At 68.1% G+C, this 24,066-nt stretch carries 23 protein-coding genes; 7 read left to right on the forward strand and 16 right to left on the reverse strand.

Annotation, left to right across the window (positions count from 1 at the left end):
* Positions 1-141 precede the first annotated feature (141 nt).
* From FZ029_RS21895 to gloB, 10 genes are all read right to left on the reverse strand, one after another.
* Entirely contained in the window at positions 142-1,389 is a 1,248-nt protein-coding gene (locus FZ029_RS21895) for a TCR/Tet family MFS transporter (protein WP_149271909.1), read from the reverse strand.
* Between the two features lie 232 nt (positions 1,390-1,621).
* The gene (locus FZ029_RS21900; RefSeq protein WP_149200508.1) at positions 1,622-2,197 is read right to left on the reverse strand and encodes a TMEM175 family protein; all 576 of its coding nucleotides are present in this window, start codon (positions 2,195-2,197) and stop codon (positions 1,622-1,624) included.
* Positions 2,198-2,214: 17 nt separating this feature from the next.
* Positions 2,215-2,931, reverse strand: a complete 717-nt coding sequence (locus FZ029_RS21905) for a YoaK family protein (RefSeq protein WP_149271910.1) — start codon at positions 2,929-2,931, stop codon at positions 2,215-2,217.
* 455 nt (positions 2,932-3,386) lie between these two features.
* Positions 3,387-4,187, reverse strand: a complete 801-nt coding sequence (gene pstB, locus FZ029_RS21910; protein WP_149200697.1) for a phosphate ABC transporter ATP-binding protein PstB — start codon at positions 4,185-4,187, stop codon at positions 3,387-3,389.
* A 65-nt stretch (positions 4,188-4,252) separates the two neighbouring features.
* A complete protein-coding gene (pstA, locus tag FZ029_RS21915) occupies positions 4,253-5,134 on the reverse strand; it encodes a phosphate ABC transporter permease PstA (RefSeq protein WP_149200506.1) in 882 nt (293 codons plus the stop codon).
* Between the two features lie 5 nt (positions 5,135-5,139).
* The gene (gene pstC, locus FZ029_RS21920) at positions 5,140-6,123 is read right to left on the reverse strand and encodes a phosphate ABC transporter permease subunit PstC (RefSeq protein WP_149200505.1); all 984 of its coding nucleotides are present in this window, start codon (positions 6,121-6,123) and stop codon (positions 5,140-5,142) included.
* 108 nt (positions 6,124-6,231) lie between these two features.
* Positions 6,232-7,299 (reverse strand): phosphate ABC transporter substrate-binding protein PstS, encoded by a 1,068-nt coding sequence (pstS, locus tag FZ029_RS21925; protein ID WP_149200696.1) that lies wholly within the window; start codon positions 7,297-7,299, stop codon positions 6,232-6,234.
* Between the two features lie 186 nt (positions 7,300-7,485).
* Positions 7,486-10,095, reverse strand: a complete 2,610-nt coding sequence (locus FZ029_RS21930) for a methyl-accepting chemotaxis protein (RefSeq protein ID WP_149271911.1) — start codon at positions 10,093-10,095, stop codon at positions 7,486-7,488.
* Between the two features lie 282 nt (positions 10,096-10,377).
* A complete protein-coding gene (locus FZ029_RS21935) occupies positions 10,378-10,983 on the reverse strand; it encodes a glutathione S-transferase N-terminal domain-containing protein (RefSeq protein WP_188052015.1) in 606 nt (201 codons plus the stop codon).
* Between the two features lie 82 nt (positions 10,984-11,065).
* On the reverse strand, positions 11,066-11,833 hold the full coding sequence (gene gloB / locus FZ029_RS21940) for a hydroxyacylglutathione hydrolase (RefSeq protein WP_149271912.1): 768 nt from the start codon (positions 11,831-11,833) through the stop codon (positions 11,066-11,068).
* Positions 11,834-11,887: 54 nt separating this feature from the next.
* Between gloB and FZ029_RS21945 the strand changes: the two genes are divergently transcribed.
* Positions 11,888-12,712 (forward strand): methyltransferase domain-containing protein, encoded by an 825-nt coding sequence (locus tag FZ029_RS21945; RefSeq protein WP_109075041.1) that lies wholly within the window; start codon positions 11,888-11,890, stop codon positions 12,710-12,712.
* Here FZ029_RS21945 and FZ029_RS21950 read toward each other — a convergent pair whose 3' ends face one another.
* Positions 12,713-13,939, reverse strand: a complete 1,227-nt coding sequence (locus FZ029_RS21950) for a methyl-accepting chemotaxis protein (RefSeq protein WP_149271913.1) — start codon at positions 13,937-13,939, stop codon at positions 12,713-12,715.
* 220 nt (positions 13,940-14,159) lie between these two features.
* Here FZ029_RS21950 and FZ029_RS21955 point away from each other — a divergent pair, with 220 nt between their 5' ends.
* Together FZ029_RS21955 and FZ029_RS21960 are read left to right on the forward strand one after the other, a co-directional pair.
* Positions 14,160-14,708, forward strand: coding sequence for an alpha/beta hydrolase (locus FZ029_RS21955; protein WP_149271914.1), 549 nt, complete (start codon positions 14,160-14,162; stop codon positions 14,706-14,708).
* 91 nt (positions 14,709-14,799) lie between these two features.
* A complete protein-coding gene (locus tag FZ029_RS21960) occupies positions 14,800-15,852 on the forward strand; it encodes a 4-(cytidine 5'-diphospho)-2-C-methyl-D-erythritol kinase (protein ID WP_149271915.1) in 1,053 nt (350 codons plus the stop codon).
* A 7-nt stretch (positions 15,853-15,859) separates the two neighbouring features.
* Here the strand turns inward: FZ029_RS21960 and FZ029_RS21965 are convergent, their stop codons facing one another.
* The 3 genes from FZ029_RS21965 to FZ029_RS21975 form a co-directional block, all read right to left on the reverse strand.
* Positions 15,860-16,174 (reverse strand): hypothetical protein, encoded by a 315-nt coding sequence (locus FZ029_RS21965; RefSeq protein WP_149200498.1) that lies wholly within the window; start codon positions 16,172-16,174, stop codon positions 15,860-15,862.
* 5 nt (positions 16,175-16,179) lie between these two features.
* A complete protein-coding gene (locus FZ029_RS21970) occupies positions 16,180-17,265 on the reverse strand; it encodes an ABC transporter substrate-binding protein (protein WP_149271916.1) in 1,086 nt (361 codons plus the stop codon).
* Between the two features lie 105 nt (positions 17,266-17,370).
* Entirely contained in the window at positions 17,371-18,603 is a 1,233-nt protein-coding gene (locus tag FZ029_RS21975; RefSeq protein ID WP_149271917.1) for a Bcr/CflA family multidrug efflux MFS transporter, read from the reverse strand.
* 310 nt (positions 18,604-18,913) lie between these two features.
* Here FZ029_RS21975 and FZ029_RS21980 point away from each other — a divergent pair, with 310 nt between their 5' ends.
* The gene (locus FZ029_RS21980; RefSeq protein ID WP_149271918.1) at positions 18,914-19,909 is read left to right on the forward strand and encodes a BMP family ABC transporter substrate-binding protein; all 996 of its coding nucleotides are present in this window, start codon (positions 18,914-18,916) and stop codon (positions 19,907-19,909) included.
* Positions 19,910-19,930: 21 nt separating this feature from the next.
* On the opposite strand, the gene FZ029_RS21985 is transcribed toward FZ029_RS21980, so the two are convergent.
* Positions 19,931-21,124 (reverse strand): pentapeptide repeat-containing protein, encoded by a 1,194-nt coding sequence (locus FZ029_RS21985; protein WP_149271919.1) that lies wholly within the window; start codon positions 21,122-21,124, stop codon positions 19,931-19,933.
* Between the two features lie 291 nt (positions 21,125-21,415).
* On the opposite strand from FZ029_RS21985, the gene msrB reads away from it, so the two are divergent.
* The 3 genes from msrB to FZ029_RS22000 all read left to right on the forward strand — a co-directional run bounded on the left by msrB (position 21,416) and on the right by FZ029_RS22000 (position 23,321).
* Positions 21,416-21,847 carry a peptide-methionine (R)-S-oxide reductase MsrB gene (msrB, locus tag FZ029_RS21990; protein WP_149271920.1) on the forward strand — a complete coding sequence of 144 codons (432 nt, stop codon included), beginning with the start codon at positions 21,416-21,418 and terminating at the stop codon, positions 21,845-21,847.
* Positions 21,848-22,088: 241 nt separating this feature from the next.
* Positions 22,089-22,652, forward strand: a complete 564-nt coding sequence (locus FZ029_RS21995; RefSeq protein WP_149271921.1) for a hypothetical protein — start codon at positions 22,089-22,091, stop codon at positions 22,650-22,652.
* A 42-nt stretch (positions 22,653-22,694) separates the two neighbouring features.
* Positions 22,695-23,321, forward strand: coding sequence for a hypothetical protein (locus FZ029_RS22000; RefSeq protein ID WP_149271922.1), 627 nt, complete (start codon positions 22,695-22,697; stop codon positions 23,319-23,321).
* Between the two features lie 24 nt (positions 23,322-23,345).
* On the opposite strand, the gene FZ029_RS22005 is transcribed toward FZ029_RS22000, so the two are convergent.
* Positions 23,346-24,041, reverse strand: coding sequence for a response regulator (locus FZ029_RS22005; protein ID WP_149271923.1), 696 nt, complete (start codon positions 24,039-24,041; stop codon positions 23,346-23,348).
* Positions 24,042-24,066 lie beyond the last annotated feature (25 nt).

Genomic DNA, 24,066 nt, shown 5'->3' on the forward strand with positions numbered 1-24,066 from the left:
TCGGCCGGCAAAATCCCACCGCTGATAACGCAGCGGAGCAATGGGACATTGTGCGGCGTGGCGCGACAGCTATGTGGGACGCCCCACAGCCGGTGCAAGGCCCGGCCATGAGCGAGGGTCGGGAGGGCAGGGGGTACCCGTTCAAGCGGCGACGCCGTCCGCCCCCACCGCTCGTCCGTTGCGGCGCGCCACCACCCAGCCGATCAACGCGCCGGCCAGCAGCACCAGCGCCGCGATCAGGAAGGCTGCACCCGGAAGGGGGAAAAGCGCTTCGCTGCCCACCGACGCGGAATAGACCGCCCCGAAGAAGACAGGCGACAGGATGCCGGCGACGCTGGCCACGCTCATGTTGGCGCCCTGCAGTTGACCCTGCTCCGACGGGCTGACCCGCTGGGTCATCAGCGACTGGATGGTCGGCATCGCCAGCCCCCACAGCGCGTTCGGCAGGATGGCGAGCGCGAACCAGCCGCCAGTCGGCGCCAGCCCCATGCAGGCCAGCCCGGCGGCCCCGCCGAACAGGCCGACGACCATCGTGCCGCGGTCACCCAACCATTTCACCATGCGCGACACCAACAGCCCCTGCATGACCATGTCGAGCGCGCCGATCACCGCCAGCAGAAGCCCGACATCCCAGGCGCTCCAGCCATAGCGGTGCGCTGCATAGAGCACGAAGACGGCGGGGAAAACCTGGTGGGAGACGTGAAGCATGAAATTGACCAGCGCCAGACCCGACAGCTCCGGGTGCGAACGCAGCAGGCGCAGCGCCCCGAACGGGTTGGCCCGCCGCCAGGAAAAAGCCATGCGGCTTTCCGGCGGCAGCGATTCCGGCAGCACCACCAGACCATAGAGGAACGCCAGCCCGCTGAGCAGGCCCGCCCCCCAGAAGGGTGCCCGCGGCGAGATTTCGCCCAGCAGACCGCCCAGCAGCGGCCCGGCGATGAAGCCGGCGCTGAACGCGGCGCCGATCAGGCCATAGGCGCGCGCCCGCTGCTCCGGCGGCGTCACGTCGGCCATATAGGCGAAGACGGTGGTGAAGCTGGAAGAGGTGATGCCGGCGACCGCCCGCCCGACCACCAGCCACCACAGGTTCGGCGCCACCGCCATCAGCACATAATCCGCAGCCAGCCCCAGCGCCGACAGCAGGATCACCGGCCGCCGCCCGAAGCGGTCGGACAGCGACCCGATCACCGGGGAGCAGAAGAACTGCATCAGCGCCCACAGCGCGATCAGCGCGCCATTGATGGTGCCGGCCTGGGCGTCGGCTCCGGCGAACTGCTCGATCAACGCCGGCAGCACCGGAATGACGATGCCCATCGCGACGATGTCGAGCGCCGCGGTGACGAGAATGAAGACCGTCGCGGCTTTGCGCGGACGAAGAACGGGTGACATGGGAAAGCCTTCAGGAACAACGAGGTTTATGGCGCCCGAAAAGGGCGCGGGCGCGCCGCGGCCGGAGAGGGCAGGCCGGGCGGCATCGCACAATGAAGCGTCATCATAGGCTGCGTGCAGCCGGTTGTGAAGTGAAATATTTCCGATAGCGGATATATTTCGCCGACGCACTCGCTGAGATGGGCTGGCTCGCCACCTCCATCGGCAGATCATGCATGCGCTGATCGCGTCCTCACCCCTCCAGCGTGCGTTCGATCCGGCGGTCCGGCACCAGCCACAACAGAATCACCAGGACATACAGCAGGACGGACAGCCATTGCAGGATGAACGCCGCCGGAATGGCCAACACATAGATGGCTATGCTGATTTTCCCCTTCAGATCGGACCCGACGGCACGCGCCACCGCCGACTCCCGGCCGCCGCAAGCGATGATCGCATGTTCGGTCAGGCTGTAGCCGACCGCCGCCATGCCGAGGACGACGCCATAGGCCGCCGTCGCCACCGGGGAGAAGGAACTGTCGTCGAGCCAGCGGATGACGAAGGGAACCAGCGACAGCCAGAACAGCAGAAAAAGATTCGCCCACAGAACCCGCCCGTCGATCCGCGTGGTCGCCTGCAACAGATGATGATGGTTGTTCCAGTACAGTCCGACATTGATGAAGGACAGCACATAGGCCAGCAGAATGGGAACACGCTCCGCCAGCGCGGCGAGACTGCCGTCGGCCGGCACCTTCAACTCAAGCACCATGATGGTGATGACGATCGCCACCACCCCATCGGTGAACGCCTCCATCCGGCCGGCCTTCATGATCGATCTCCAGAACGTCAGGCCGCTGCCGGCGCTGCAGCGACCGGGTGAAGCGCGCAGACCGCGGTGCCGGCCAGCACCAGGGCGCCGACGACGACCAAGGGAAGCACCAATCCGCTCTGCATCACCATGACGGCGCCGATGGCGGCTCCGAGGAAGATCGCCGCCACGCTGGCCAGCCGCCTGGCGAAGTTGAGGTTCGCCCCGCCGGCGAGGCTGGAATCGGCGGCCAAGCCGGTCAGGGTCAGGGTCAGAACCGTCGTGGTCAGGTCGGGAACCTTCAATTGCCGGACGGTTCCGTTGCGGAAGCCCATGGCAAAGCCGGTCAGGGCGATGATCGCATGGATGCCCGACGCCCTAAATTGTTCACCGGCATTCGGGCCCGCATCGAAGCCGGCAGCGACGACCGCCGCGATCCAGAACAGCGAGGTTTCGAACAGCGCCGAGGCCAGCAGCCAGTGCCGCATCGGCCGTCCCGCCAGCGTCCTGCCGACCCGGCCGGCGATCAGGGCGCCGGCAAGGAAGGAGACCAGCGCCGTCACCGCCGGCAGGACCAGAAAGCCCGGCGTTCCCATCGCCGCGAACCCGAGAAAGACGATGTTGCCGGTCATGTTGGCGGTGAAGACCTTGCCCAACCCGAGAACGCTGATGGCGTCGACCAGCCCCGTCGTCACCGACAGGAGAATCAGAAGCCAAGGCAGGGGAGAAGTGCCACTCGCAGCCGGTGCGGACATTGCCGTCGCCTTCCCAATGTTTCAGATGGGTGGAGCGACAAAGTCTTTCATCGACGCGACGCCGGTCTTCTCGGTTCGAGGCCGGTTTGGAAAATTCTGCACATCCTGCCGAAGCGGCAGAATTATTCCGCAGCAGCATCGGCACATTGGCATCGCAAAGCTGACGGAAGACTGACAGTTCCATGTTGCGAGGGACTGACAGTTTAGCTTTGCGCTTACACACACCAAAAACACATAAGTTCGATTATGGAAATCTTATCGCATGCGTCTATGCCGACGCCCATCTTACAGCGCTACAGTCGTGAATAGGCAGCGGCGTACAGTAAGGGACGCCGGGCAGCCTTCGGGTCCGTGGGGCGTGTTTTCCTCCCCAGCCGTTGCCGACTTCTCAAGCACCTGAAAGGCAAAATGCCGCCGATCCTTGCCACAGCGGGCAGGACCGGCGGCGCAAAAAATCAGCCGAAGCGGCCGGTGATGTATTCGGAGGTCTTTTCCTTGGTCGGGTTGGTGAAGATCTCTTCCGTGTTCCCGAACTCGATCAGCTCGCCCAGATACATGAAGGCGGTGAAGTTGGAGATGCGGGCCGCCTGCTGCATGTTGTGGGTGACGATGGCGATGCAGTAGTCGGAGCGCAGCTCGTCGATCAGCTCCTCGCACTTGGCGGTGGAGATGGGGTCGAGTGCCGAGGTCGGCTCGTCCAGCAGCAGGACCGACGGCTTGACCGCGATGGCGCGGGCGATGCACAGGCGCTGCTGCTGGCCGCCGGACAGGCTCATGCCGTTCTGGCGCAGCTTGTCCTTCACCTCGTCCCACAGCGCGGCGCGGCGCAGCGAGAACTCGACCCGCTCGTCCATGTCGGCGCGGGACAGCTTCTCGTACAGCTTCACGCCGAAGGCGATGTTGTCGTAGATCGACATCGGGAAGGGCGTCGGCTTCTGGAACACCATGCCGACGCGGGCGCGCAGCAGGTTCAGGTCCTGCTTCGGCGACAGGATGTTGACGCCATCCAGCATCACCTCGCCGGTGGCGACCTGCTTGGGATAGAGGTCGTACATCCGGTTCAGAATGCGCAGCAGGGTCGACTTGCCGCAGCCCGACGGCCCGATGAAGGCGGTGACCTGACGGTCGTACAGCGGCAGCGAGATGCTCTTCAGCGCCCGGTAGCCGTCATAGAAGAAGTCCAGGTTGCGGACGCTGATCTTCTCGGGCAGGCCGGCGCCGGCGATGGCGCGCTCGGCGCCGGTCGCGGCCATCATGCCGGCGGGGAACTTGCTGCTGCCGTGGGCGGGGCTGTTGGCGTCCATGTGGGTCATCGTCATGGTTACTTTCTCGTCGTGCCGAGACCGGCCAGCAGCCGGGCGCCGATGTTGAGGAGCAGGATGGCGACCGTGATCAGCAACGCGCCGCCCCAGGCCAGCTGGCGCCAATCCTCATAGGGCGACATCGCGTACTGGAAGATGACCACCGGCAGGTTGGCCATCGGCGCGTTCATGTCCGCGCTCCAGAACTGGTTGTTCAAGGCGGTGAACAGCAGCGGCGCGGTTTCGCCGCTGATGCGGGCGATGGCCAGCAGGACGCCGGTGATCATGCCGTTGCGGGCGGCGCGGTAGGCCACCATGGTGATGACCTTCCACTGCGGCGCCCCCAGGGCGGCGGCGGCCTCGCGCAGGCTGTTGGGCACCAGCTTCAGCATGTCCTCGGTCGTGCGGACGACGACCGGGATGACCAGCACCGCCAGCGCCATGGCGCCGGCCCAGGCCGAGAAATGGCCCATGCGGACGACCAGAACTTCGTAGACGAACAGGCCGACCATGATCGACGGCGCACTCAGCAGCACGTCGTTGATGAAACGCACCACCTCGGCCAGCTTGGTGTTGCGGCCGAACTCCGCCAGATAGGTGCCGGCCATCACGCCGACCGGCGTGCCGACCAGCGTGGCGACCGTGGTCATGATGACGCTGCCGAAGATGGCGTTCAGCAGACCGCCCTCCCCGCCCGGCGGCGGCGTGTTCTCGGTGAACAGGCTGAGGTTGATGGCCGACAGCCCGTTGTAGAGCAGCGTCCACAGGATGGCGACCAGCCAGAACAGGCCGAAGCAGGCGGCGCCCAGCGCCAGGGTCAACGCCAGCTTGTTGGCAATGCGCCGGCGGTGATACAGCCCCCCGATGGGGGTCGCCAGCGTCGCGGAATTGGACATCGTCATGGGCCTCAGACTCCGGCCTTGCGCTGCAGGCGCAGCAGCATCAGCTTGGCGATCGACAGCACGGTGAAGGTGATCAGGAACAGGATCAGGCCAAGTGCCACCAGCGAAGCGGTGTAGACGTCGCCGACCGCCTCGGTGAATTCGTTGGCGATGGAGGCCGAAATCGTCGTGCCCGGCGCCATGATCGAGGAGCTGATGCGGTGCGCGTTGCCGATGACGAAGGTCACCGCCATCGTCTCGCCCAGCGCACGGCCGAGGCCCAGCATGACGCCGCCGACCACGCCGGTGCGGGTATAGGGCAGCACCACGTTCCACACCACCTCCCAGGTGGTGGCGCCCAGCCCGTAGGCGGACTCGCGCACCATCGGCGGCACCGTCTCGAAGACGTCGCGGGTGATGGAGGTGATGAAGGGCAGCACCATGATGCCCAGGATCAGGCCGGCGGTCAGGATGCCGATGCCGTAGGGCGGACCCATGAACAGGTTGCCGATACCGGGGATCTGGCCCAGCGTGGCGATCAGGAAGGGCTGGATGGTCGACTGCATGAAGGGGGCGAAGACGAACAGGCCCCAGATGCCGTAGATGATGCTGGGAATGCCGGCGAGCAGTTCGATGGCGACGCCGAGCGGGCGCTTCAGCCAGGCCGGGCACATCTCGGTGATGAAGAGCGCGATGCCGAAGCTGACGGGAATGCCGACGGCCATGGCGATGATGGAGGTGACCAGCGTGCCGTAAATCGGGGCGAGCGCGCCGAATTGTTCGGTCACCGGGTTCCAGACTTCGGTGGCGACGAAGCCGAAGCCGAACGTGCGCAGTGCCGGAAGCGCGCCGTCGATCAGGGAAACCGTGACGCCGCCCAGGATCAGCAGGACGAGCAGCGCGAATGCGAGGGTGGCGTTGCGGAAGGCCGCATCCTGCAGGCGCTGGCGGCGGGCCCGTCGGGCGGTGGAGGCGTGTGCGTCGGTCAAGGTCAGCGCGATCTCGGTCATGGCCGCTCCGTGAGGCGTGCGGTGGGAACGGCGCAATTTCCGTTCCCACCGGCGATCATGCCCTCGGGCGAACCGGCCGGCGGCCCGCCCGAGGTCGGTTGGCCGTGGTTACTTGGCCGACGCGGTCCAGATCGGCTTGCCGTCGGCCTGGATGGTCTGCGACCAGGTCTTCTGGACCAGCGACACCACTGAGTCCGGCATCGGGACATAGTCCAGCTCGGTCGCCATCTTGGAGCCGTTCTTATAGGCCCAGTCGAAGAACTTCAGCGCTTCGGCGGAAGCCGAGGCGTCCTGCGGGTTCTTGTACATCAGGATGAAGCTGGCGCCGGTGATCGGCCAGCTCTCCGCACCCGGCTCGTCCGTCAGCAGGACGTAATAGCCCTTGGAATTGGCCCAGTCGGCGTTGGCGGCGGCAGCCTGGAAGGCCTCGATCTTCGGAGCGACGGTCTTGCCGTCCTTGTTCTGCAGGTCGAGGTGGGTGATGTTGTTCTGCTTGGCGTAGGCGTATTCGACGTAGCCGATCGAGCCGTCCGTCTGCTTCACCATGTTGGCCACGCCTTCGTTGCCCTTGGCGCCGATGCCGGCCGGCCACTGGACGGAGGTGTTGGCGCCGATCTGGGTCTTGAACTTCGGGCTGGTCTTCGACAGGTAGTCGGTGAACAGGAAGTTGGTGCCCGACCCGTCAGAGCGGTAGACCGGGGCGATGGCGGTGTTCGGCAGGTTGACGTTCGGGTTCAGTTCCTTGATCTGCGGGTCGTTCCACTTGGTGATCTCGCCCATGTAGATGTTGGCGAGAACGGTGCCCGACAGCTTGACCTCGCCGGCCTTGATGCCCTTCAGGTTCACGACCGGAACCACGCCGCCCATGATCATCGGGAACTGGATCAGACCGGCCTGCTCCAGCTCTTCCGGCTTCAGCGGCATGTCCGACGCGCCGAAGGTGACCGTCTTGGCCTTGATCTGCTTGATGCCGCCGCCCGAACCGATCGACTGGTAGTTCAGGCCCGTGCCCGTCTCCTTCTTGTAGGCGTCGGCCCACTTGGCATAGATCGGATACGGGAAGGTGGCACCGGCACCGGAGATGTCGGCGGCCGAGGCGACCGACAGCGGGGCGACCGACACGGACAGAGCGGCCAGGGCACCGAAGGCGGCGCAGCGAACGAACGCCGAAGTCATGGTTTTCACGGCAAAACTCCCGATAGGTTTGGACGGTGTCGTTGGGTTGGAGAAATGCCCGGCCTCGGCCGGACGTCGTAACCCGCCTTCTTCGTCGCGGTGACCATAGCCGCCGCCAGTGACGGGTTTGTTTTGTTTACGTGTCAGTTTTATGAAACCGACCCGCTCTTGCCCAAAGCCGCACGCTCATCGCGCGGCCCGGATTTCCTGAAGGAACAGATGCACGGCGGAACCGAGGCTGGTCGCCTCGTGCGACAGGCTTTCCGCCACCTGCAGCACGTCGCCGGCCTGGGTGCGCACCTTGGCCGCCGCCTCCGACAGGCCGGCGACGTGGTCCGAGGCCGCCTGGGTGCCGACCGCGACGCGGTGGGAACTGTCGACGATGCTCGACGTGATCATCGCCTGCTCCTCCACCGCTGCGGCGATGGCCGAGGCGTTGGATTCGATGCGCTGGACGCTGCCGGTCATGGTCGCCACCACCTCCGCCGTTTCGCGGCTGGCCGCCTGGGTCGCGGCGATCTGGCGGGCGATCTCGGCGGTGGCCTGGGCGGTCTGGCCGGCAAGGGCCTTCACCTCCCCCGCCACCACCGCGAAACCGCGGCCCATCTCCCCCGCCCTCGCCGCCTCGATGGTGGCGTTCAGCGCCAGCAGGTTGGTCTGGCCGGCGATCTCGTCGATCAGCCCGACGACGGTGCCGATCTCGCCCGCCGTGCTCGACAGGTCGGCGACGGTCGCCTTCACCTGCTCCGCCCCGGCGGCGGTGTCGCCGATGATGCGGGCCGATTCCCCGGTGCGCTTGCTGATCTCGGCGATGGACTGCGAGATTTCCGAGGCGGCGGTCGCCACCTGCTGGATCCCCGCCGCCATCTCGCCGGACAGCTGCATGGCGGCCTCGGCGCGGTCGTTGGCGTTGGCGGCGATGTCGGTCAGCGAACGGGCCCGGGAGGCCATGACGCGGGCGGCCTCGGCCAGGGTCTCGACGCTGCTCAGCACGTTGCGTTCGAACTGGTCGGCGATCTCCAGCATGCTTGTCCGGCGGGCCGACGCGGCGTTGCGGCGCTCGATCTCCACCTTCTCGTGCGCCTCTTCCATGGCGCGGGCATTGGCGATGAAGACGAACAGCGCGCGGGCCATGTCGGTGATCTCGTCGTTGCCGTCGGCCTTCTGCTCCACCGTCAGGTCGCCGTCGGCGACCCGGCGCATGGCGTCGGCCAACGCCTCCATCCGGCCGACGACGCGGCGTCCGACATAGAGCGAGACGATCAGCCCGGCCAGCAGCACGCCGGCGGTCGCCAGCAGGAACTGGATCTCGTTGGTGCGCTCCAGCGCGTCATGGGCGGCGGCGGCCCCGTCGGCGGCCGCCCGCTCCGCCGATTGGACCAGCCCGTCGACCATTGCGGTCAGGGCGGCGCCGGTGCGGCGGTTGCTGTCGATCAGCGTGGCGTTCTCGGCATAGGCCGCCAGTTCGCCGGCGCGCAGAGCCAGGATGCCGTCGTCGCCGAAGCCCAGGGCCAGCAGCCGCTCCGCCAGCCGGCGGGTCTCCGCGCCCAGATCGTCGCCCGAGTCCGTCAAGGTGCCGCGGATCGTCGCCGCCAGTGGATCGAGCGTCCGGCGTGCGGCGGTCAGCCGGGCCGGCGTTTCCGCATTGCCGGCCTCGGCCAGCTTGCCGGCCAGCAGGTTGGCGTCGGCCATCAGGCCGCTCAGCACGGTGTAGCGGTGCTGGGCCGCCGGCACGACATTGGTCGACAGGTCCTGCATCCGCTCGGCGATGGCGCTGCCGGCCTCGGCGATGCGTCCGCGCGAATTCAGCATCAGCGGCAGCATGCGGGCGTTGGCGTCGCGGTCCAGCCGGACGATGTCGTCGACGCCGGCCGCCAGCGACTCGGCCAGCGTGCGCGCCTCCGCCTCTGGAATGCCTGGGTTGAGCTGGCGGACGCGGCGGGTATAGACGCTCTTGTCGCCATCGCCATACGCAGCCAGTTCGTTGATCGCCGCCACCACCGGGGCTGCCGCCTCGCTCTTCGCCAGCGGACGCAACGCGCCCTGCAGGTCGGACAGCGCGGAGTCGAAGTCGGTGGACAGCGACATCACCTTCGACCGGTCGGTCTCGAACGCGCCGATCAGCAGCGATTTCGCCAGGGCGGCCTCCGCTCCACGCAGCTGGAAAAGCGGGATGACCGTCTGCCCAAGCTCCGCGCCGATCACCGCGGAGGATTGCGAAGTCGCCTCGACCATCGCGGCGATCGCCTGGGCCAACTGCCCGCGCGAGGCCTGCATGTCCGGCTTCAGCGCGGCGAGCAGCTTGGCGTGAATGTCGCTCAGTTCCGCCAGCCGGCCGCTGCGCTGTTCCTGCAGGGTGAGCCGCCGGCCGGTCGCCGTCCCCAGCGCATCGATGGTGCCGAGCAGCGAACGGGCGGTGCCGGTCAGTTCCGCGACGCGGTCGGCATCGCCCCCCGTATGACTATACCCGCCGGCCAGCCGGGCGAGCTGCCCGTCCAACGCCCCGCGCTGCGCCTCGACGGCGCTGCGCAGCCGGGCCAGATCCTCTTCGGAGGTTGCGGCGTCGATCAACGGTCCCAGTGCCAGCACCCGTGCCGTCGTGGTGGCGAGGCCATGGGCGGCGCTGAGCACCGGCACCTGCGTGCCGGTGATGTCGGCGACATGGCCGCGGACGGCGCCATAGGACATCCAGCCCACCACCGCGGCGATGCAGGGAAGTGCCGCCACGGTGCCGAAGGCGATCAGCATCTTCGACTTGATGCCGGACCGCCGGCGCTGGTCGACTGGCTTTGCCATATGGGCCACCCGTGGCTTGGAGGTTGTCCGTGCCGCGCCGCGGTTCTCCGCAGACCGGCCGGCGCCATGGGTAGCCCTTCTGATTGGATGAATCGGTGACGGTTGGATGAAGTTTTCGCGACGCACAATCGAAACATTGCCGGACGCGGGAAATCATCCGTCGCGCAGCCGATCATGGTGAATCGAACGTAAACGGCGGCGAATAGAAAAGCGGCGCCCGATCCCGCCGGACGCCGCTCTATTGCACGTATTCCGCGTAGAAGCTTGGCCCAGCGGCCCGCGTTACACCGGCGGCGCCGTCCGCCGCAGGCTGTCGCGGTTGGAGGCCTTGGCGAACCACGCGGTCAGCGCCGGCCGACCCTCGCGCCAATCCTCATCTCCGAAGCGGAAGTCGAGGTAGCCGAGCGCAACCAGCACCGCCAGCGTGCCGATTGTGGCCTCGCCGTCCAGCGACGCGGCCTCGGCCTCCAGCAGATCGAGCGAGCGGGCGACCGCCTTGCGCTGGCGCTCCATCCAGTTGGCGGATTTCTCGCCGTCCGGGCGCATGGATTCCAGCCGGCGCAGGATGGCGGCGTCGCAGACGCCGTCGGCGATGGCCTGCAGCCGCAGCGCCGCCCAACGAGCCGGGCCGGCGGGCGGAAGCAGCGGCGCCCGGTCGCCCAGCGAATCGAGATACTCGACGATCACCGGGCTGTCGAACAGGGTGGTGCCGTCCTCCAGCGTCAATGCCGGCACCTTGCCCAGCGGGTTGTCCTTGCCAAGGTCGGTGACGGCCGACCATGGATCGGTCGTCACCCGCTCCACCCGGTCCTCCAGCCCGCGTTCGATCACGACCATCATCACCTTGCGCACATAAGGCGAGGTGGCGCTCCAGCGCAGCTTCAACATGGACGCTCCTTCCATTTCGGGATCGATTGAAGACAGGCTAGCGGCAGGCCGGATCGCCGGTCCACCGCCGGGCTGGCAACCCTCATCCCCGGAAATGATCCTTGCGCCGGCGCAGTTCGGCGAACACCTCCACCGACGGGGCGCCGGACATGCCGATGGCGGACTGGACGCCGGGATCGTCGGCGCGCAGGAAGGGGTTGGTGCGGCGTTCCATCCCGATGGTGGTGGGAATCGTCGGCTGGTTCCGCTCGCGCAGAGCCGCCACCTCCTCCATCCGCTGATGCAGGGCGGCATTGTCCGGATCGACCGTCAGGGCGAAGCGGCCATTCGACTGGGTGTATTCGTGGCCGCAATAGACGCGGGTCTGGTCGGTCAGCGCCCGCAGGTTCTGCAGCGAGTCCCACATCTGGGCCGGCGTGCCTTCGAACAGCCGGCCGCAGCCGAGCGAGAACAGCGTGTCGCCGCTGAACAGGGTCTCCGCCGCTTCGAACCAGAAGGCGATATGACCGCTGGTGTGACCGGGCACCGTGAAGACGCGGGCGGTCTGCTCGCCGAACACCGTGCGGTCGCCGTCGCCGAGCATCACGTCTAGGCAGGGAATGCGGTGGGCATCGGCGCGGGCGCCGACCACGCTGGCGCGATAGCGGGCCTTCAGCTCCTCGGCGCCGCCGATATGGTCGTCATGGTGATGGGTCAGGAAAATGTGGGTGAGGGACCAGCCCCGCCGCTCCAATTCGGCCTGCACCGGGGCGGCGTCGCCGGGATCGACCACGCCGACCTTGCCGGATGCCGCGTCGCGCAGCACATAGATATAGTTGTCGGCGAAAGCCGGAACGAGAATGACCTCCACGGCAGCGGACTCCCTGCTGTTGCGATACGAAACCCGTGTTACGCTTGGGATACCATGTACACAGATATCGTCGATCTGAGGGAGTTCTACGAGTCCGGATTGGGGCGCACCGCCCAGCGGATGATCCGGCGGCGCATCCGCACCATCTGGCCGGACGTGCGCAACCAGATCGTGCTCGGCGTCGGCTATACCACGCCGTACCTGCGTCCCTTCATGGGCGAGGCCGACCGGGTGGTGGCGGTGATGCCCGCCAGCCAGGGCGTCAGCTTCTGGCCGGCGGAAGGGCCGGGCATGGTGGCGCTGGGCGACGAGGCCGACCTGCCCTTCGGCGACAACACCATCGACCGTGTGCTTCTGGTCCATGGACTGGAAGGCACCGAACAGCTGCGGCCGATGATGCGCGAGATCTGGCGGGTGCTGGCCGGCGGCGGCCGGGTGCTGGCGGTGGTGCCGAACCGCCGCGGCCTGTGGGCGCGCGCCGACTGGACGCCCTTCGGTCACGGATTTCCCTATTCCGCCTCGCAGCTGAAGCAGGTGCTGCGCGACACCATGTTCGTGCCGGAACGCACGCGCCATGCCCTGTTCATGCCGCCGTTGCGCTCGCATTTCCTGCAAAAGACCGCGCCGGCCTGGGAAGAGGTCGGCGGGCGCTGGTTCAAGGCCTTCGCCGGGGTGACGATGATCGAGGCGTCGAAGCAGATCTTCGCCGGCGTGTCGCGCCGCGCGGCGCAGCAGCCGGTGAAGCGCCGGCTGATCGTGCCGCTGCCGGGTGGTGCGGCCCCCGCCGCCCGCAGCGGCAGCGCCCGCACCACCATCGCCGGAGCCACCATCCCCGGCGGCGACTCCGTCGACTGCCAGCAGCCCTATCCCCGGACCTGACTAGTTGCGCACCTGACGCAGCACGTCGGCGATCCGGCCGCCGATGCCGCTGCCCAGGCCGCCGGCCCGCTCCGCGATGGTCCGGCCCAGCGTCGACAGTTCCTCCAACTGGCGGGTCACGCCGCCCAACGTCTGTTCGGCATCGCCGATCCGCTGCTCCGCCGCCATGGCGTCCTGGCGCGACTGGTCGAGCGAGCGTGCGACATCCGAAGTCAGGGCCGCCTGTTCGTCGATGGCCGCGGCGACCGTGCCGTTGATCGTCTGGATCGAGCCGATGGTGGAGTGGATGCGGCCCAGCGCCTCGTCCACCGCGGCGGTCTCCTTCTGCAGATTGGCGACCTGATCGGCGATCTGCTTGGTGGCGTCGGCGGTCTGGCGCGACAGCGCCTTCACCTCGTTGGCGACGACGGCGAAGCCGCGCCCGGCCTCACCCGCCCGCGCCGCCTCGATGGTGGCGTTCAGCGCCAGCAGGTTGGTCTGGCTGGCGATGGCGTTGATCAGCTTCACCACGCTGGCGATCTGTTCGGCGGCCGATCGCAGCGAGTTCATCACCGTGGTGGCGCGGTCGCTGTCCGACGCCGCGGCCAGACTGATCTCCCGCGCCTTGCTGGTGTCGCCGGAGATCTGGTCGGAGGTGGAGGCCAGCCGGTCCAGCATGCCGGCGATGGCGCTGACCGAACCATCGACGGCGCGGGCCGCACCGGCGGCATCGGCGGCCTGCCGCAGCCCCTCCGTCCCGGCGGAGCGGACGGCGGCCACCGCCGATTCCAGCTTGCGTCCGGCCTCCGCCAGTTCGGCGGCGACTCCGCCGACCTCGCGCTCCACCCGCTCGGACAGGTCGCGCGTCAGGGCAAGGCGGCGCGTCTCCGCCGTTTCGGCCCGCAGGGTCGCCGCCACCCAATGGCGGGCGAGGCGGGCGAAACGGCGCGCCTGCTCCGTCGGGCCGGCGACGGCGAGCGCGCCGACCCGGTCGCCGTCCAGATCGATGGCGACGGCATAGCCTTCCCGCATGGCGCCGCCGGACTTGGCCGCCTCATCCCGGCTGACGGCGCGCTCGTCGAGGCGGCGGGCCATGATGTCGGCGCCGGCCGGATGGGTGGTGCCGATCCGCTCGCGCGCGGTGGAGGCGACGACGCTGCCGCCCTTACCGACGAAGGACACGACGGAATCCAGTTCCCGCCCGATGGACTCGCAGAGTTCCTGTGCGATGGTGGCGCTGATGTCCAAGACGCTTCTCCCCTTCTTCCCGTTTATGGTTTTCCGTCATCATTGCCTGACGACGCCCGATGCCCCGCAAGATGACCCGCCCGATGCTCCACCCACGGCCCCGCTTACGGCGCCGCTCAGGACATCGGGGAATGCCGATCCACCTCGTGGAGAGAATTCTCCGATTCGCAGGTAACCTTCCGACACTACACGCAACATTTACGAACGAAGAGTTGAAAGAATGACGCAGCCGACCATTCTGGTGCTTCCCGGCCTGGGCAACTCCGGTCCCGACCACTGGCAGACATGGCTGGAGGGCCGGCTGCCGGCGCTGACCCGCGTCGATCTGGGCGATTGGGACGCTCCGGAGCCCGACCGGTGGGTGGAGCGGCTCGACCATGCGGTCCGCTCGGCACCCGGTCCGGTGGTGCTGGTCGCGCACAGCCTGTCCTGCATCCTGGTGGCACGCTGGGCGGCGGACGGCGATGCCGCTGCCAAGGTCGCCGCCGCCCTGCTGGTCGCCCCGCCCGACGTCGAGTCGCCCGGAACGGTGCCGGCCGAGGCCTGCCGCTTCGCCCCGGTGCCGGCCGATCCCCTGCCCTTCCCGGCAGTGGTGGTCGGCAGCCGCAGCGATCCCTACTGCAGCGCCGCCCGCGCCTGCGGCTTCGCCGCGCTGTGGGGTGCCGACTTCATCGATGCCGGCGAGGCCGGCCATATCAACAGTGCAAGCGGCCACGGTCCCTGGCCGATGGGCGAGACGCTGCTGAAGGACCTGCTTGCCCAGATCTGAATAAAGCCCCTGAACCACACCCTTGCCGCTGCGGGCGAAAGGGTGCGACACAGGGGATGTCGTCGCGCGCCCGCCAGCGGATTTGGAGCTTATGACCGGCACTTCCATCGTCGAGGCCGCCCCGGCCAAGTTGAACCTCTACCTGCATGTCACCGGCCGGCGCGCCGACGGCTATCACGAGTTGGACAGCCTCGTCGCCTTCGCCGAGTTCGGCGACAGCATCGCCCTGACGCCGGCCGCCGCACGCGTGGCGCTGCGCGGAGCCGACCTGCCGCCGGCCGGTCCGCGTCTGGCCATCGCCGGTCCCTTCGGCCCGGCCCTGATGGGCGAAAACCCGGCGAACAATCTGGTGATGCGTGCCGCCCACGCGCTGGCTGTCCGGCTGGGCCGCGAGGCCGACGTAATGATCGCGCTGACCAAGGCGCTGCCGGTCGCATCGGGGATCGGTGGCGGATCGGCAGACGCCGCCGCCTGCCTGCGGGCGCTCGCCCGGCTGTGGGGAGTGCCGCCCGACGACCCGGCGCTGTTCGCGGTCGCCGCCGGGCTGGGCGCCGACGTGCCGGTCTGCGTCGCCGGGCGCAGCTGCTATTTCGGCGGCATCGGCGACATTCTGGACGAGGCGCCGGACCTGCCGGAAACCCATGCCGTGCTGGTCAATCCGAACGTGCCGGTGCCGACCCCGGCGGTATTCAAGGCGATGGCCGCCGCCCGCGCCGAGAGCGGTGCCGCCTTTTCAGCCCCTGCCCGCTTCACCCGCAAGCCGGCCGACGCGGCCGACCTCGCGGCGCTGCTGCTGGAGCGCACCAACGACCTGACCGCCCCGGCCCTGACGGCGGCGCCGGTGATCGCCGACGTTCTGGCGGCGCTGGAGCGCAGCGCCGGTTGCCTGCTGCCCCGCCTGTCCGGCAGCGGCGCCACCTGCTTCGGCCTCTACGCCACGGCGGCGGCGGCGGAAGCGGCGGCCAAGACCATCGCGGCGGCGTCACCCGGCTGGTGGGTGAAGCCGACCCGCCTGCGTCCCACCCCGCCCGATGCCCCGGCCCTGCCGCGCGGCATCGTCGCCGATCCTGTCGCCGCCCAACCCGCCTGCGTCCCTCCACCGTCCGCGCCGTTCCCCGACACCGGCGGCTGGGGTGTCGGCTGAGACAGGCTCACGCCCGCATATAGCCCCAGCCGTCCGCCTGCGCCTCGGCGATGTCGAGGACGCCGGCGGCGACCACCGTCAGCCCCTCGGCGGTCCGGCCGGTCTTCGCCAGCGTGTTGCCGCAGACGCGCAGATGCCGGTCGGTCTCCGCATCCGGGCTGTCGAGCGCCGCGGCGACGGCGCCCGCATTGACGACGATGCGCACCTCCGCATCGGGCCGCGCCTTCAGCAGATTGCGGGCATTGTTCCGCGCCCGCTCCAGCGCGGCCGGCGTCGGCGCGTGGATGACCAGACGCAGCGGAGATGCCGGGGCGGAGGTCATGGCGGTCACTTTCCCATCGCCGCATCATGGAAGGAGAAGTCGAACAGCGTGTCGACATCCACCGGTTCGGTGATCTGGTCCAGCGACTGCTGGAAAGCCTGCATCTTCTTGGTGGAGTCCAGGATCACCCGCGGGTCGTCGACGAAGGTCGTCGCGTCGGAGGTCAGCGCCGCCCGCATGACGTCGCGTTCGACCAGACCCTTGCCGATGATGTCCGTCACCAGTTCCGCCGTGCGGTCGGGGTTGGACTTGGCGAAGGCGGTCGCGCGGATGTGCAGCTTGACCAGTTCGGCCACCGCGTCGCGGTTCTTGGCGATGGCGTCTTCGGTCACCGCCAGCACGGCGCCCGGTTGCTTGGGGAACATGGTGCCCGCCTTGGCGATGATGGCGGCATCCTGCAGGCGCGACTTCACCAGCGTCAGGATCGGTTCCAGGATCGAGGCGCCGTCGATGGCCCCGGTCAGCAGCGCCTGCTGCAAGGGCTGCTCGCCCATGCCGACGATCTCGACATCGTCGGGGGCGATGTGCGCGACCTCCGCCATCCAATAGCGCAGGACGGTGTCCGGCACCGATCCGGCCGGCAGCGAGCCGATCTTCGGCCGCCGGCCGTTGGCGGCGCGGAAGGCCTTGACCCCCTCGGCCGGGTTGGCGGCGCCGGCCATCGCCTTGGCCAGCGGACCGCGGCCGATCAGCGCCACCTGATCGATGACGTTGGCGGCGACGACCTTCAGCTTCACCCCCTTCGACCGGGCGATCAGCGCCGGGCCGATGCCGACATAGGCGACGTCCAGCGTACCCGAGGCGAGCGCCTGGATCATCGCCGGCCCCGACTGGAAGCTGGTGGTCTGCAGGGTCAACCCGGCATCCTTGGTCCATCCCTCGCCCGTGATCACGTAAAGCTGGGTCATCGGGATGATCGGGATGTAGCCGACACGCAGCGTCGTCGCGGCCAAGGCAGGCAACGGCAGCGACGCGGCGGCGGCGGCAATGCCCAGCGCCGCGGCCCCCACCAACAGGTCGCGGCGGGCCACGGGACGGGCCACGGGACGGGCGGAGTTGGAACGCGGCTTCGGCGGCGGGGTCTGCGGCATGTCGGGTCTCCTTTTGCCGCTCAAGCCTAGTGCGCCCGGCCGCGAAATTCAATTCACGTCAGGTCCGGCCGGACACTCTTCACAATCAACAAACCGATTTTGTCTTTATGCGCCGGCCGGCAGCCGGCGCCGGAACGGGCGGATCAGCCACAGGTTCAGCGCCAGACCGACCAGGGCACCTCCCCCGATCACCCCCGCCATCGGCAGGGCGGTGCCGTCGGCCATCAGCCCGACCGCCCAGCCCGAAACCGCGCCGCTGCTGAACTGCAGCATGCCGGCGAGCGCCGATGCGGTGCCTGCCATCTGCGGAAAGGACTGCAGCGCACCCGCCATGGAATTGGCGAAGCAGAAGCCGGTCAGCGACATGAACAGGAACAGGCAGCCGACCAGCCCCCACAATCCGCCCCAGCCGCCGAGCACGCAGGCGACCAGCAGGATGCCGCTGGCGGCCGACAGCCAGACGCCGATCCGCAGCATCATGTCGGAGCCGAAGCGCATGACCGCGCGGCTGTTCAACGTGTTGACGATGATCATGCCGACGATGTTCAGCCCGAACAGGAAACCGTAATTCTCCGGCCGGACGCCGAACAGCTCGATATAGACAAAGGGCGAGCCGGAGATGAAGGCGAACATCCCCGCATAGATGAAGGACGAACCGATCGCATAACCCAGATACCGGCGGTCGGTCAGCAGCTTGCGGTAGGATTCGGCCAGCACCATCGGGCGCAGGCTGGTGCGGCGCGACTCCGGATGGGTTTCCGGCAGGCTGGCGAGCGCCAGCATCGCGACGGCGCCGAAGGCCGCCTGGGCTCCGAAGATCCAGCGCCAGTTGGCCCAGATCAGGATCTGGCCGCCGATCAGCGGGGCGATGATCGGGGCGGCGCCCATCACCAGCATCATCATCGACAGGACGCTGGCCGCGCGGTCGCGCTCGAACACGTCGCGGATCATGGCCCGGACCAGCACCGGCCCGGCACAGGCCCCCACCGCCTGCACGAAGCGCCACGCCGCCAGATGGCCGACATCGACGGTCAGCGAACAGCCGACGCAGCCGACGGCATAGAGCAGGATGCCGGTCGCCACCGGAATCCGCCGGCCGAAGCGGTCGCTCAGCGCCCCCCACAGCAATTGCCCGACGCCGAAGCCCAGGAAGAAGGCCGACAGGGTCCATTGCACCTGATCCTGCGCCGCATGCAGCTCGCGGCCGATCGCCGGCATGCCGGGCAGATACATGTCGGTGCCCATCGGCCCGAACGACATCAGCACGCCCAGCGCCGCAATGAAGAACGGGCTTTCGGCAGGCGAACGGGAACGAACGGCGGCAAGGCGCGCGAACATCGGCAAATCCAAATGCGACAGGGAGGGAAATCGGCCGGACGGAGTCCGCAGCTTTTAAGCTGCGCCGTCCCCTGTCCGACGCAAAGTCCCGTCTCGGCATGGCTGCCTTGAGTAACCTGCGATGGAATGCCGCCGCGACAATCCGCGCCTTGGCCGCGCCTTGTCCTCGCATTGACCGGTTGTTGCCGACTTTGCCGGACGCCTTCCTGCCATGATTGGCTGCAGCGCAATAAAATTCTGGTTCCGACCGCAAATCCATGCCTAAAATTGAATCCGGATGAAGGGCTTCCACCCTGCCAGAGGCCGCGCCATGCCGCACCCCACCCGCCGGTCGATCCTCTCCCTCGGTGCCGCCGGAACCGCTCTGGCGCTGCTTCCGCAAGCCGCCCATGCGGCGGCGATCCAGCCCGGACTGGTCTATGCGGCGGGGCAGAAATTCGACAAGAGCTTCAACGAGGGGGCATTCGCCGGGGCGGAGCGGTTCAGGTCGGCCACGGGCATTCCCGTCCTCGAATATCTGCCCTCCACCCCCGCCCAATTCGATCAGGCCGCGGCATCGCTGCTGCGGCGCGGGGTGACCGATCTGGTCGCCATCGGCTTCTATTACGCGACGCCGCTGGCCCGGCTGGCCCCGGCGCACCCGGCGGTGCGCTTCACGCTGATCGATGCGGTGGCGGAGGGGCCGAACATCCGCAGCGTCATCTTCAAGGAGCAGGAGGGATCCTTCCTGGTCGGCGTGCTGGCGGCGCTGGCGTCGAAAAGCGGGACCATTGGCTTCATCGGCGCGCTCGACATCCCCCTGATCCGCAAATTCATCGCCGGCTTCGAACAGGGCGCCCGCCATGCCCGCGGCGACGTCAGGGTGCTGGTGAATTTCGTCGGCACCACGCCGGCCGCCTTCAACGATCCCGCCAGCGGGGCGGAGGTGGCGCGCAGCCAGTTCCAGCGCGGGGCCGACGTGGTGTTCGCCGGGGCCGGGGTTTCGAACTTCGGCATCTTCGCCGCGGCGAGCGAAGGCAAGCGGCTGGCCATCGGCGTCGACAGCAACCAGAACTACCTCTATCCCGGCACCATCCTGACCTCGATGCTGAAGCGGGTCGATCTGGCGGTGCACTCCAGCCTTGAGGCGGCACGCCAGGGCACTTGGAACGCCGGCACGGTGGCGTTGGGGCTTGCCGAGGGTGCGGTCGATTACGCGGTGGACGAAAACAACCGCGACCTCATCACCCCGGCGATGGTGGAGGCGGCGGAAGCCGCCCGCCGTGCCATCGTCGCCGGACGCATCCCCGTCGCAGACGGAAGCTGAACCGCTTTTACGCCGGCGCCCCTATGCCGGTGCCTCGAATGGCTGCCAGCCGCGGGCGGCGGACAGGTCGGCGCCCTTCAGCGTGGCGAAGCTGGTCTTGATCGCCGTCAGGTCGGTGCCGCGCAGCACCACCCCGGCAAGGCTGGCGTCGCGCAGGTCGGCGCCGTTCAAACGGGCCTTGGCGAAGCTGGTCGGCCACAGCCGGCTGCCGTCGCCGCTGAGATCGACCTTGCGGAACTTGGCCCGCCACAGCTTGGCCCCGGCCAGATTGGCGCCCTCCAGGTTGCAGCCGGACAGATCCGCGCTGGTGAAGTCGGCATCGCGCAGATCGCTGTAGGACAGGTCCGCCATCATCAGCTTGGCGCCGGAGAAATCCGCCCCGCGCAGACCGCAGAAGCGCATCACCGCCCCGCACAGCAGCTGGTTGGCGAAGTTGTAGCCGCGCAGGTCGACCCGCTGCAACTGGATGCGGTCGCCCCCCTTCCCCAGCTTGTCGACCCAGATCTGGTGCTCGGCGATCAGCTCGCTCATCCGGGCCGCGGTGGTGGTCAAGCCGGTGCCATCCACGTCGACGCCGTGCCGCTCCAGCGCAGTGCGCAGTTCGTCGTTCAGCCGGGCGCCGCACATCAGCACGCCGTCCAGCGTCGTCTTGCGCATGGTCGCGCCGGTCAGGTCCGCCCCGATCAGGATGGCGCCGCTGAGGTCGCTGCCGCTGAAATCGACGCCGGACAGGTCGCTGCCGCTGAAATCGCACTGGGCCATCCGGCAATCGGTCAGGATCGCCTTGGACAGGCTGCAGCCGACGAAGGTGGTGGTGCCGTCGCTGTTGCCGGCCGCCCGGAATTCGCCGGCATCCAGCACCATGCCGCGGCGCAGGTCCGCACCCTGCAGATTGGCGTTCTGCAGCCTCGCGCCGTCCACCCTGGCCCCGCGCAGGTCGGCGCCCTGCAGCTGCGCGCCGGTCAGGTCGGCCCTCGACAGGTCGGCACCGTAGAGATCCGCCTTCGACAGCAGCGTGCCGACCAGACGCGCCCTTGCAAGGCTGGCCCCGGTCAGCTTGGCGCCCGACAGGTTGACGCGGTTCAGCCCCAGTCCGCCCAGTTCATAGAAGCTGAGATTGGCGCGACGCCCCTTCCCTGCCGGGTCGCGCAGCAGCCACTGCTGGTGCCGCACCAGCGCATCGCGAACCGCCCGGAGATAGCGTTCATCCATCATGCGGCGCGTCGTTGCCCCGGCATTGCCGTCCCGGACACGCTGTCCCGGACTGTTCGCGTCCAGGATGTTACCGAAACCGATTCAATTTCGGAAGATGCCAGCCATCGAACCTTCGCCCGATCGGCAAGATTCTTTTGTCGCAGACGCAATTCCGGTCCGATATAGGCCGCCCCTCCGGTCACGTCCGCGTGATGGCCGCGTGATGACCGCCCTGCCCGGCTTGGGCAGGCGGGATCGCGGCCCAATATAGGTGGCTCAGGACACCGACCACCAACATGGGAGACCGGCGGCATGCCCGAATCGGACAAGACGCAATCGGCAAAAAACGAGCAGGCCAGAAGCGAACAGGAGTGGAAGCGGGACCTGTCGCCCAACCAGTACAAGGTGCTGCGCGAACACGCGACGGAATATCCCGGAACCAGCCCGCTGAACGACGAGAAGCGCCACGGCGTCTATCGCTGCGCCGGCTGCGGCCAGCCGCTCTATGCCAGCGACACGAAGTATGAGAGCGGGTCGGGCTGGCCCAGCTTCTGGGAGCCGCTGCCCGGCGCGGTCGAGACCTCCACCGACCACAAGCTGGCCTATCCGCGCACCGAGGTTCATTGCGCCGCCTGCAAGGGCCATCTGGGCCATGTCTTCGACGACGGACCACGGCCGACCGGCAAGCGCTACTGCATGAACGGCGTCGCCATGAGCTTCGAGCCGTCGGAAAAACCTGACTGACCGGCAGGACTATGACCGGGTGCCGGGCTTACCCCGCCGGTTCGGCAGCCGGTCATAAACCCTCCCAAAAAAGGCGGGTTTGCCCTTATTTCGGCTAAAAATGACAACCTCGACATGGAGCGCGATGGTATGATCCGCCCCGTGCGGCGCGTTGTCGCGAGGGCATCGCGGCCCTTCGCCCACCGTGGCACGATGCGTCGGTACACCGGCGCAGGCATTCGGTGCGGCTGGCGGAGGGTGAATGGTCATTTCGGCCGAATTCCTGGGGATGCTGCTTCTGATTGCCAGCGCCGCCGCGCTCGGACTGTCCATCGTCGTCGATGTCGGCCGCGTCAGCGCGGAGAAAACGCGCGAGGCGATGAACCAGCGCCAGTACGACAAGAAGCGCGCCGCGCTCGCCGAATGGCGCCAGAAGACGGAACGCAAGCGCGTCGACCTGACCACGCTGCAGGCCCGTCAGACCGAATTCAACGGCCGGCGCCAGAAGGCGCTGACGGAATTGCGGGCGCTGGAATATTCGAAGATCGAGCTTGTCCATGAACTGGGCGACCAGGACGGTGACGGCGACGTCTACTGGTCGCAGCTGGCCGCGGGACCCAATTTCAACGAGTTGGACCGCAAGGACATCGTCTTCTCCCGCCAGATCTGGGAATACCGCAACGTCGCCCACATCACCGCCCCGTCCGCAGAACAGGCCCACGGGACGGTCCGGACCAGCTTTTCCCAGCGCAACGGCGTGATCTGCTCGCCGGTGGTTCCGCTGGCGCTCGCCCCCGACCCCGAGGCGGAGGCTTCGGCGGCATGAGGCGGGGCGGCATGAGGGGGGCAGCATGAAGGGGACGGCCGCATGACCGGCATGATGCTGTATTTCGCGCTGGGCCTGATGGTGCTGACCGTCCTGTCCAACCGCTACTGGCGCCGCCAGCTGGTGGTGACGCGGATCGCCATGTCGAAGCTGAAGGAGAAGGTGGACGACGTGACCAAGGAGGTCGCCGACGTCGCTTCCGACTACGCCCAGCTGGCGCATCACCATGCGGAGATGGAAAAGCGCGTGCAGAAGGCGGAGATCGACATGCAGGCCGCCATCCTGGAGCTTGACCAGAAGAAGTCGTCGGCGATGCAGCGTTATTTCGTCTTCGACCGCAACGAGCCGCGTCCCGGCCGCTTCTGGGAGGTCGCGGTCCGCTGCCACCCCACCGGCGTCAGCCTGTCCGACCAGCGCGGCTATCGCGGCTGGACGGGGATCCGCCGTTATCTGCTGATCGCCGACGGCGACCGCGAGGCGCGCGAACGGGTCGCCGCCCGCTATCCCCGCAAGGCCGGTTTCGAAATCGTCGAGGTCGCCGGCTGCCGCCTGAACGGCCTGACCGTCAACCGCATCTCCGAACTCAGCACCTTCCGCAAGCCCGGAAAGCCGGAGGAGGACGGCGCGGCCGCCCGCCCGCAGCGCCGGGCCACATCCGCGCAATCCTGACCCCCACGCAGTCCTGACCGCTGCCTAATCCACCGCCGCCTGGAACATGTATCCCATGCCGTGCACGGTGACGATGCGGCTGGGATCGGCCGGATCGGGCTCCACCACCCGGCGCAGGCGGCGGACGAGCCGGTCGATGGAGCGGTCGTAGGGCACCGAATCGCCGCGCAGGGTGAGGTCGAGCAGATCGTCCCGGCTCAGCACCCGCCCCGGATTCTCGACGAAGGCGGCGAGCAGTTCGAATTCCGCGGAGGTCAGGCGAGCATCCTCGCCATGGGGATCGCGCAGGCGGCGTTTGTCCAGATGCAGTTCCCACCCGTCGAACCGCTTCACCCGCCCGCCCGCCGGTCGCGTCGGCCGGACGATGCGGCGCAGCAGGCTGCGGGTGCGGGCGAGGATTTCGCGCGGCTCGAACGGCTTGGTGATGTAGTCGTCGGCGCCCAGTTCCAGCCCGATCAGCCGGTCCATCCGGTCGGACCGTCCGGTGATCAGGATGATGCCGATGTTGGAGGTCGCCCGCAGTTCCCGCGTCACCGCCAGACCGTCCTTGCCGGGCAGACGGATGTCCAGCAGCAGCAGGTCGATCCTTCCGCGCGCCAGCAGCGCCGACAGCTGGTCGCCGTCCCGCGCCAGCATGACCCGATAGCCCTCCCCTTCCAGGTAGGCCTTCAGGGTCTCGCGGGTGATGGGATCGTCGTCGACCACCGCGATGGTGTGCATTGTCCCCCGTGCCGCACTGCGATGG

Source organism: Azospirillum sp. Sh1 (assembly GCF_008365135.1).
GTDB classification, from domain to species: Bacteria; Pseudomonadota; Alphaproteobacteria; order Azospirillales; family Azospirillaceae; genus Azospirillum; species Azospirillum oryzae.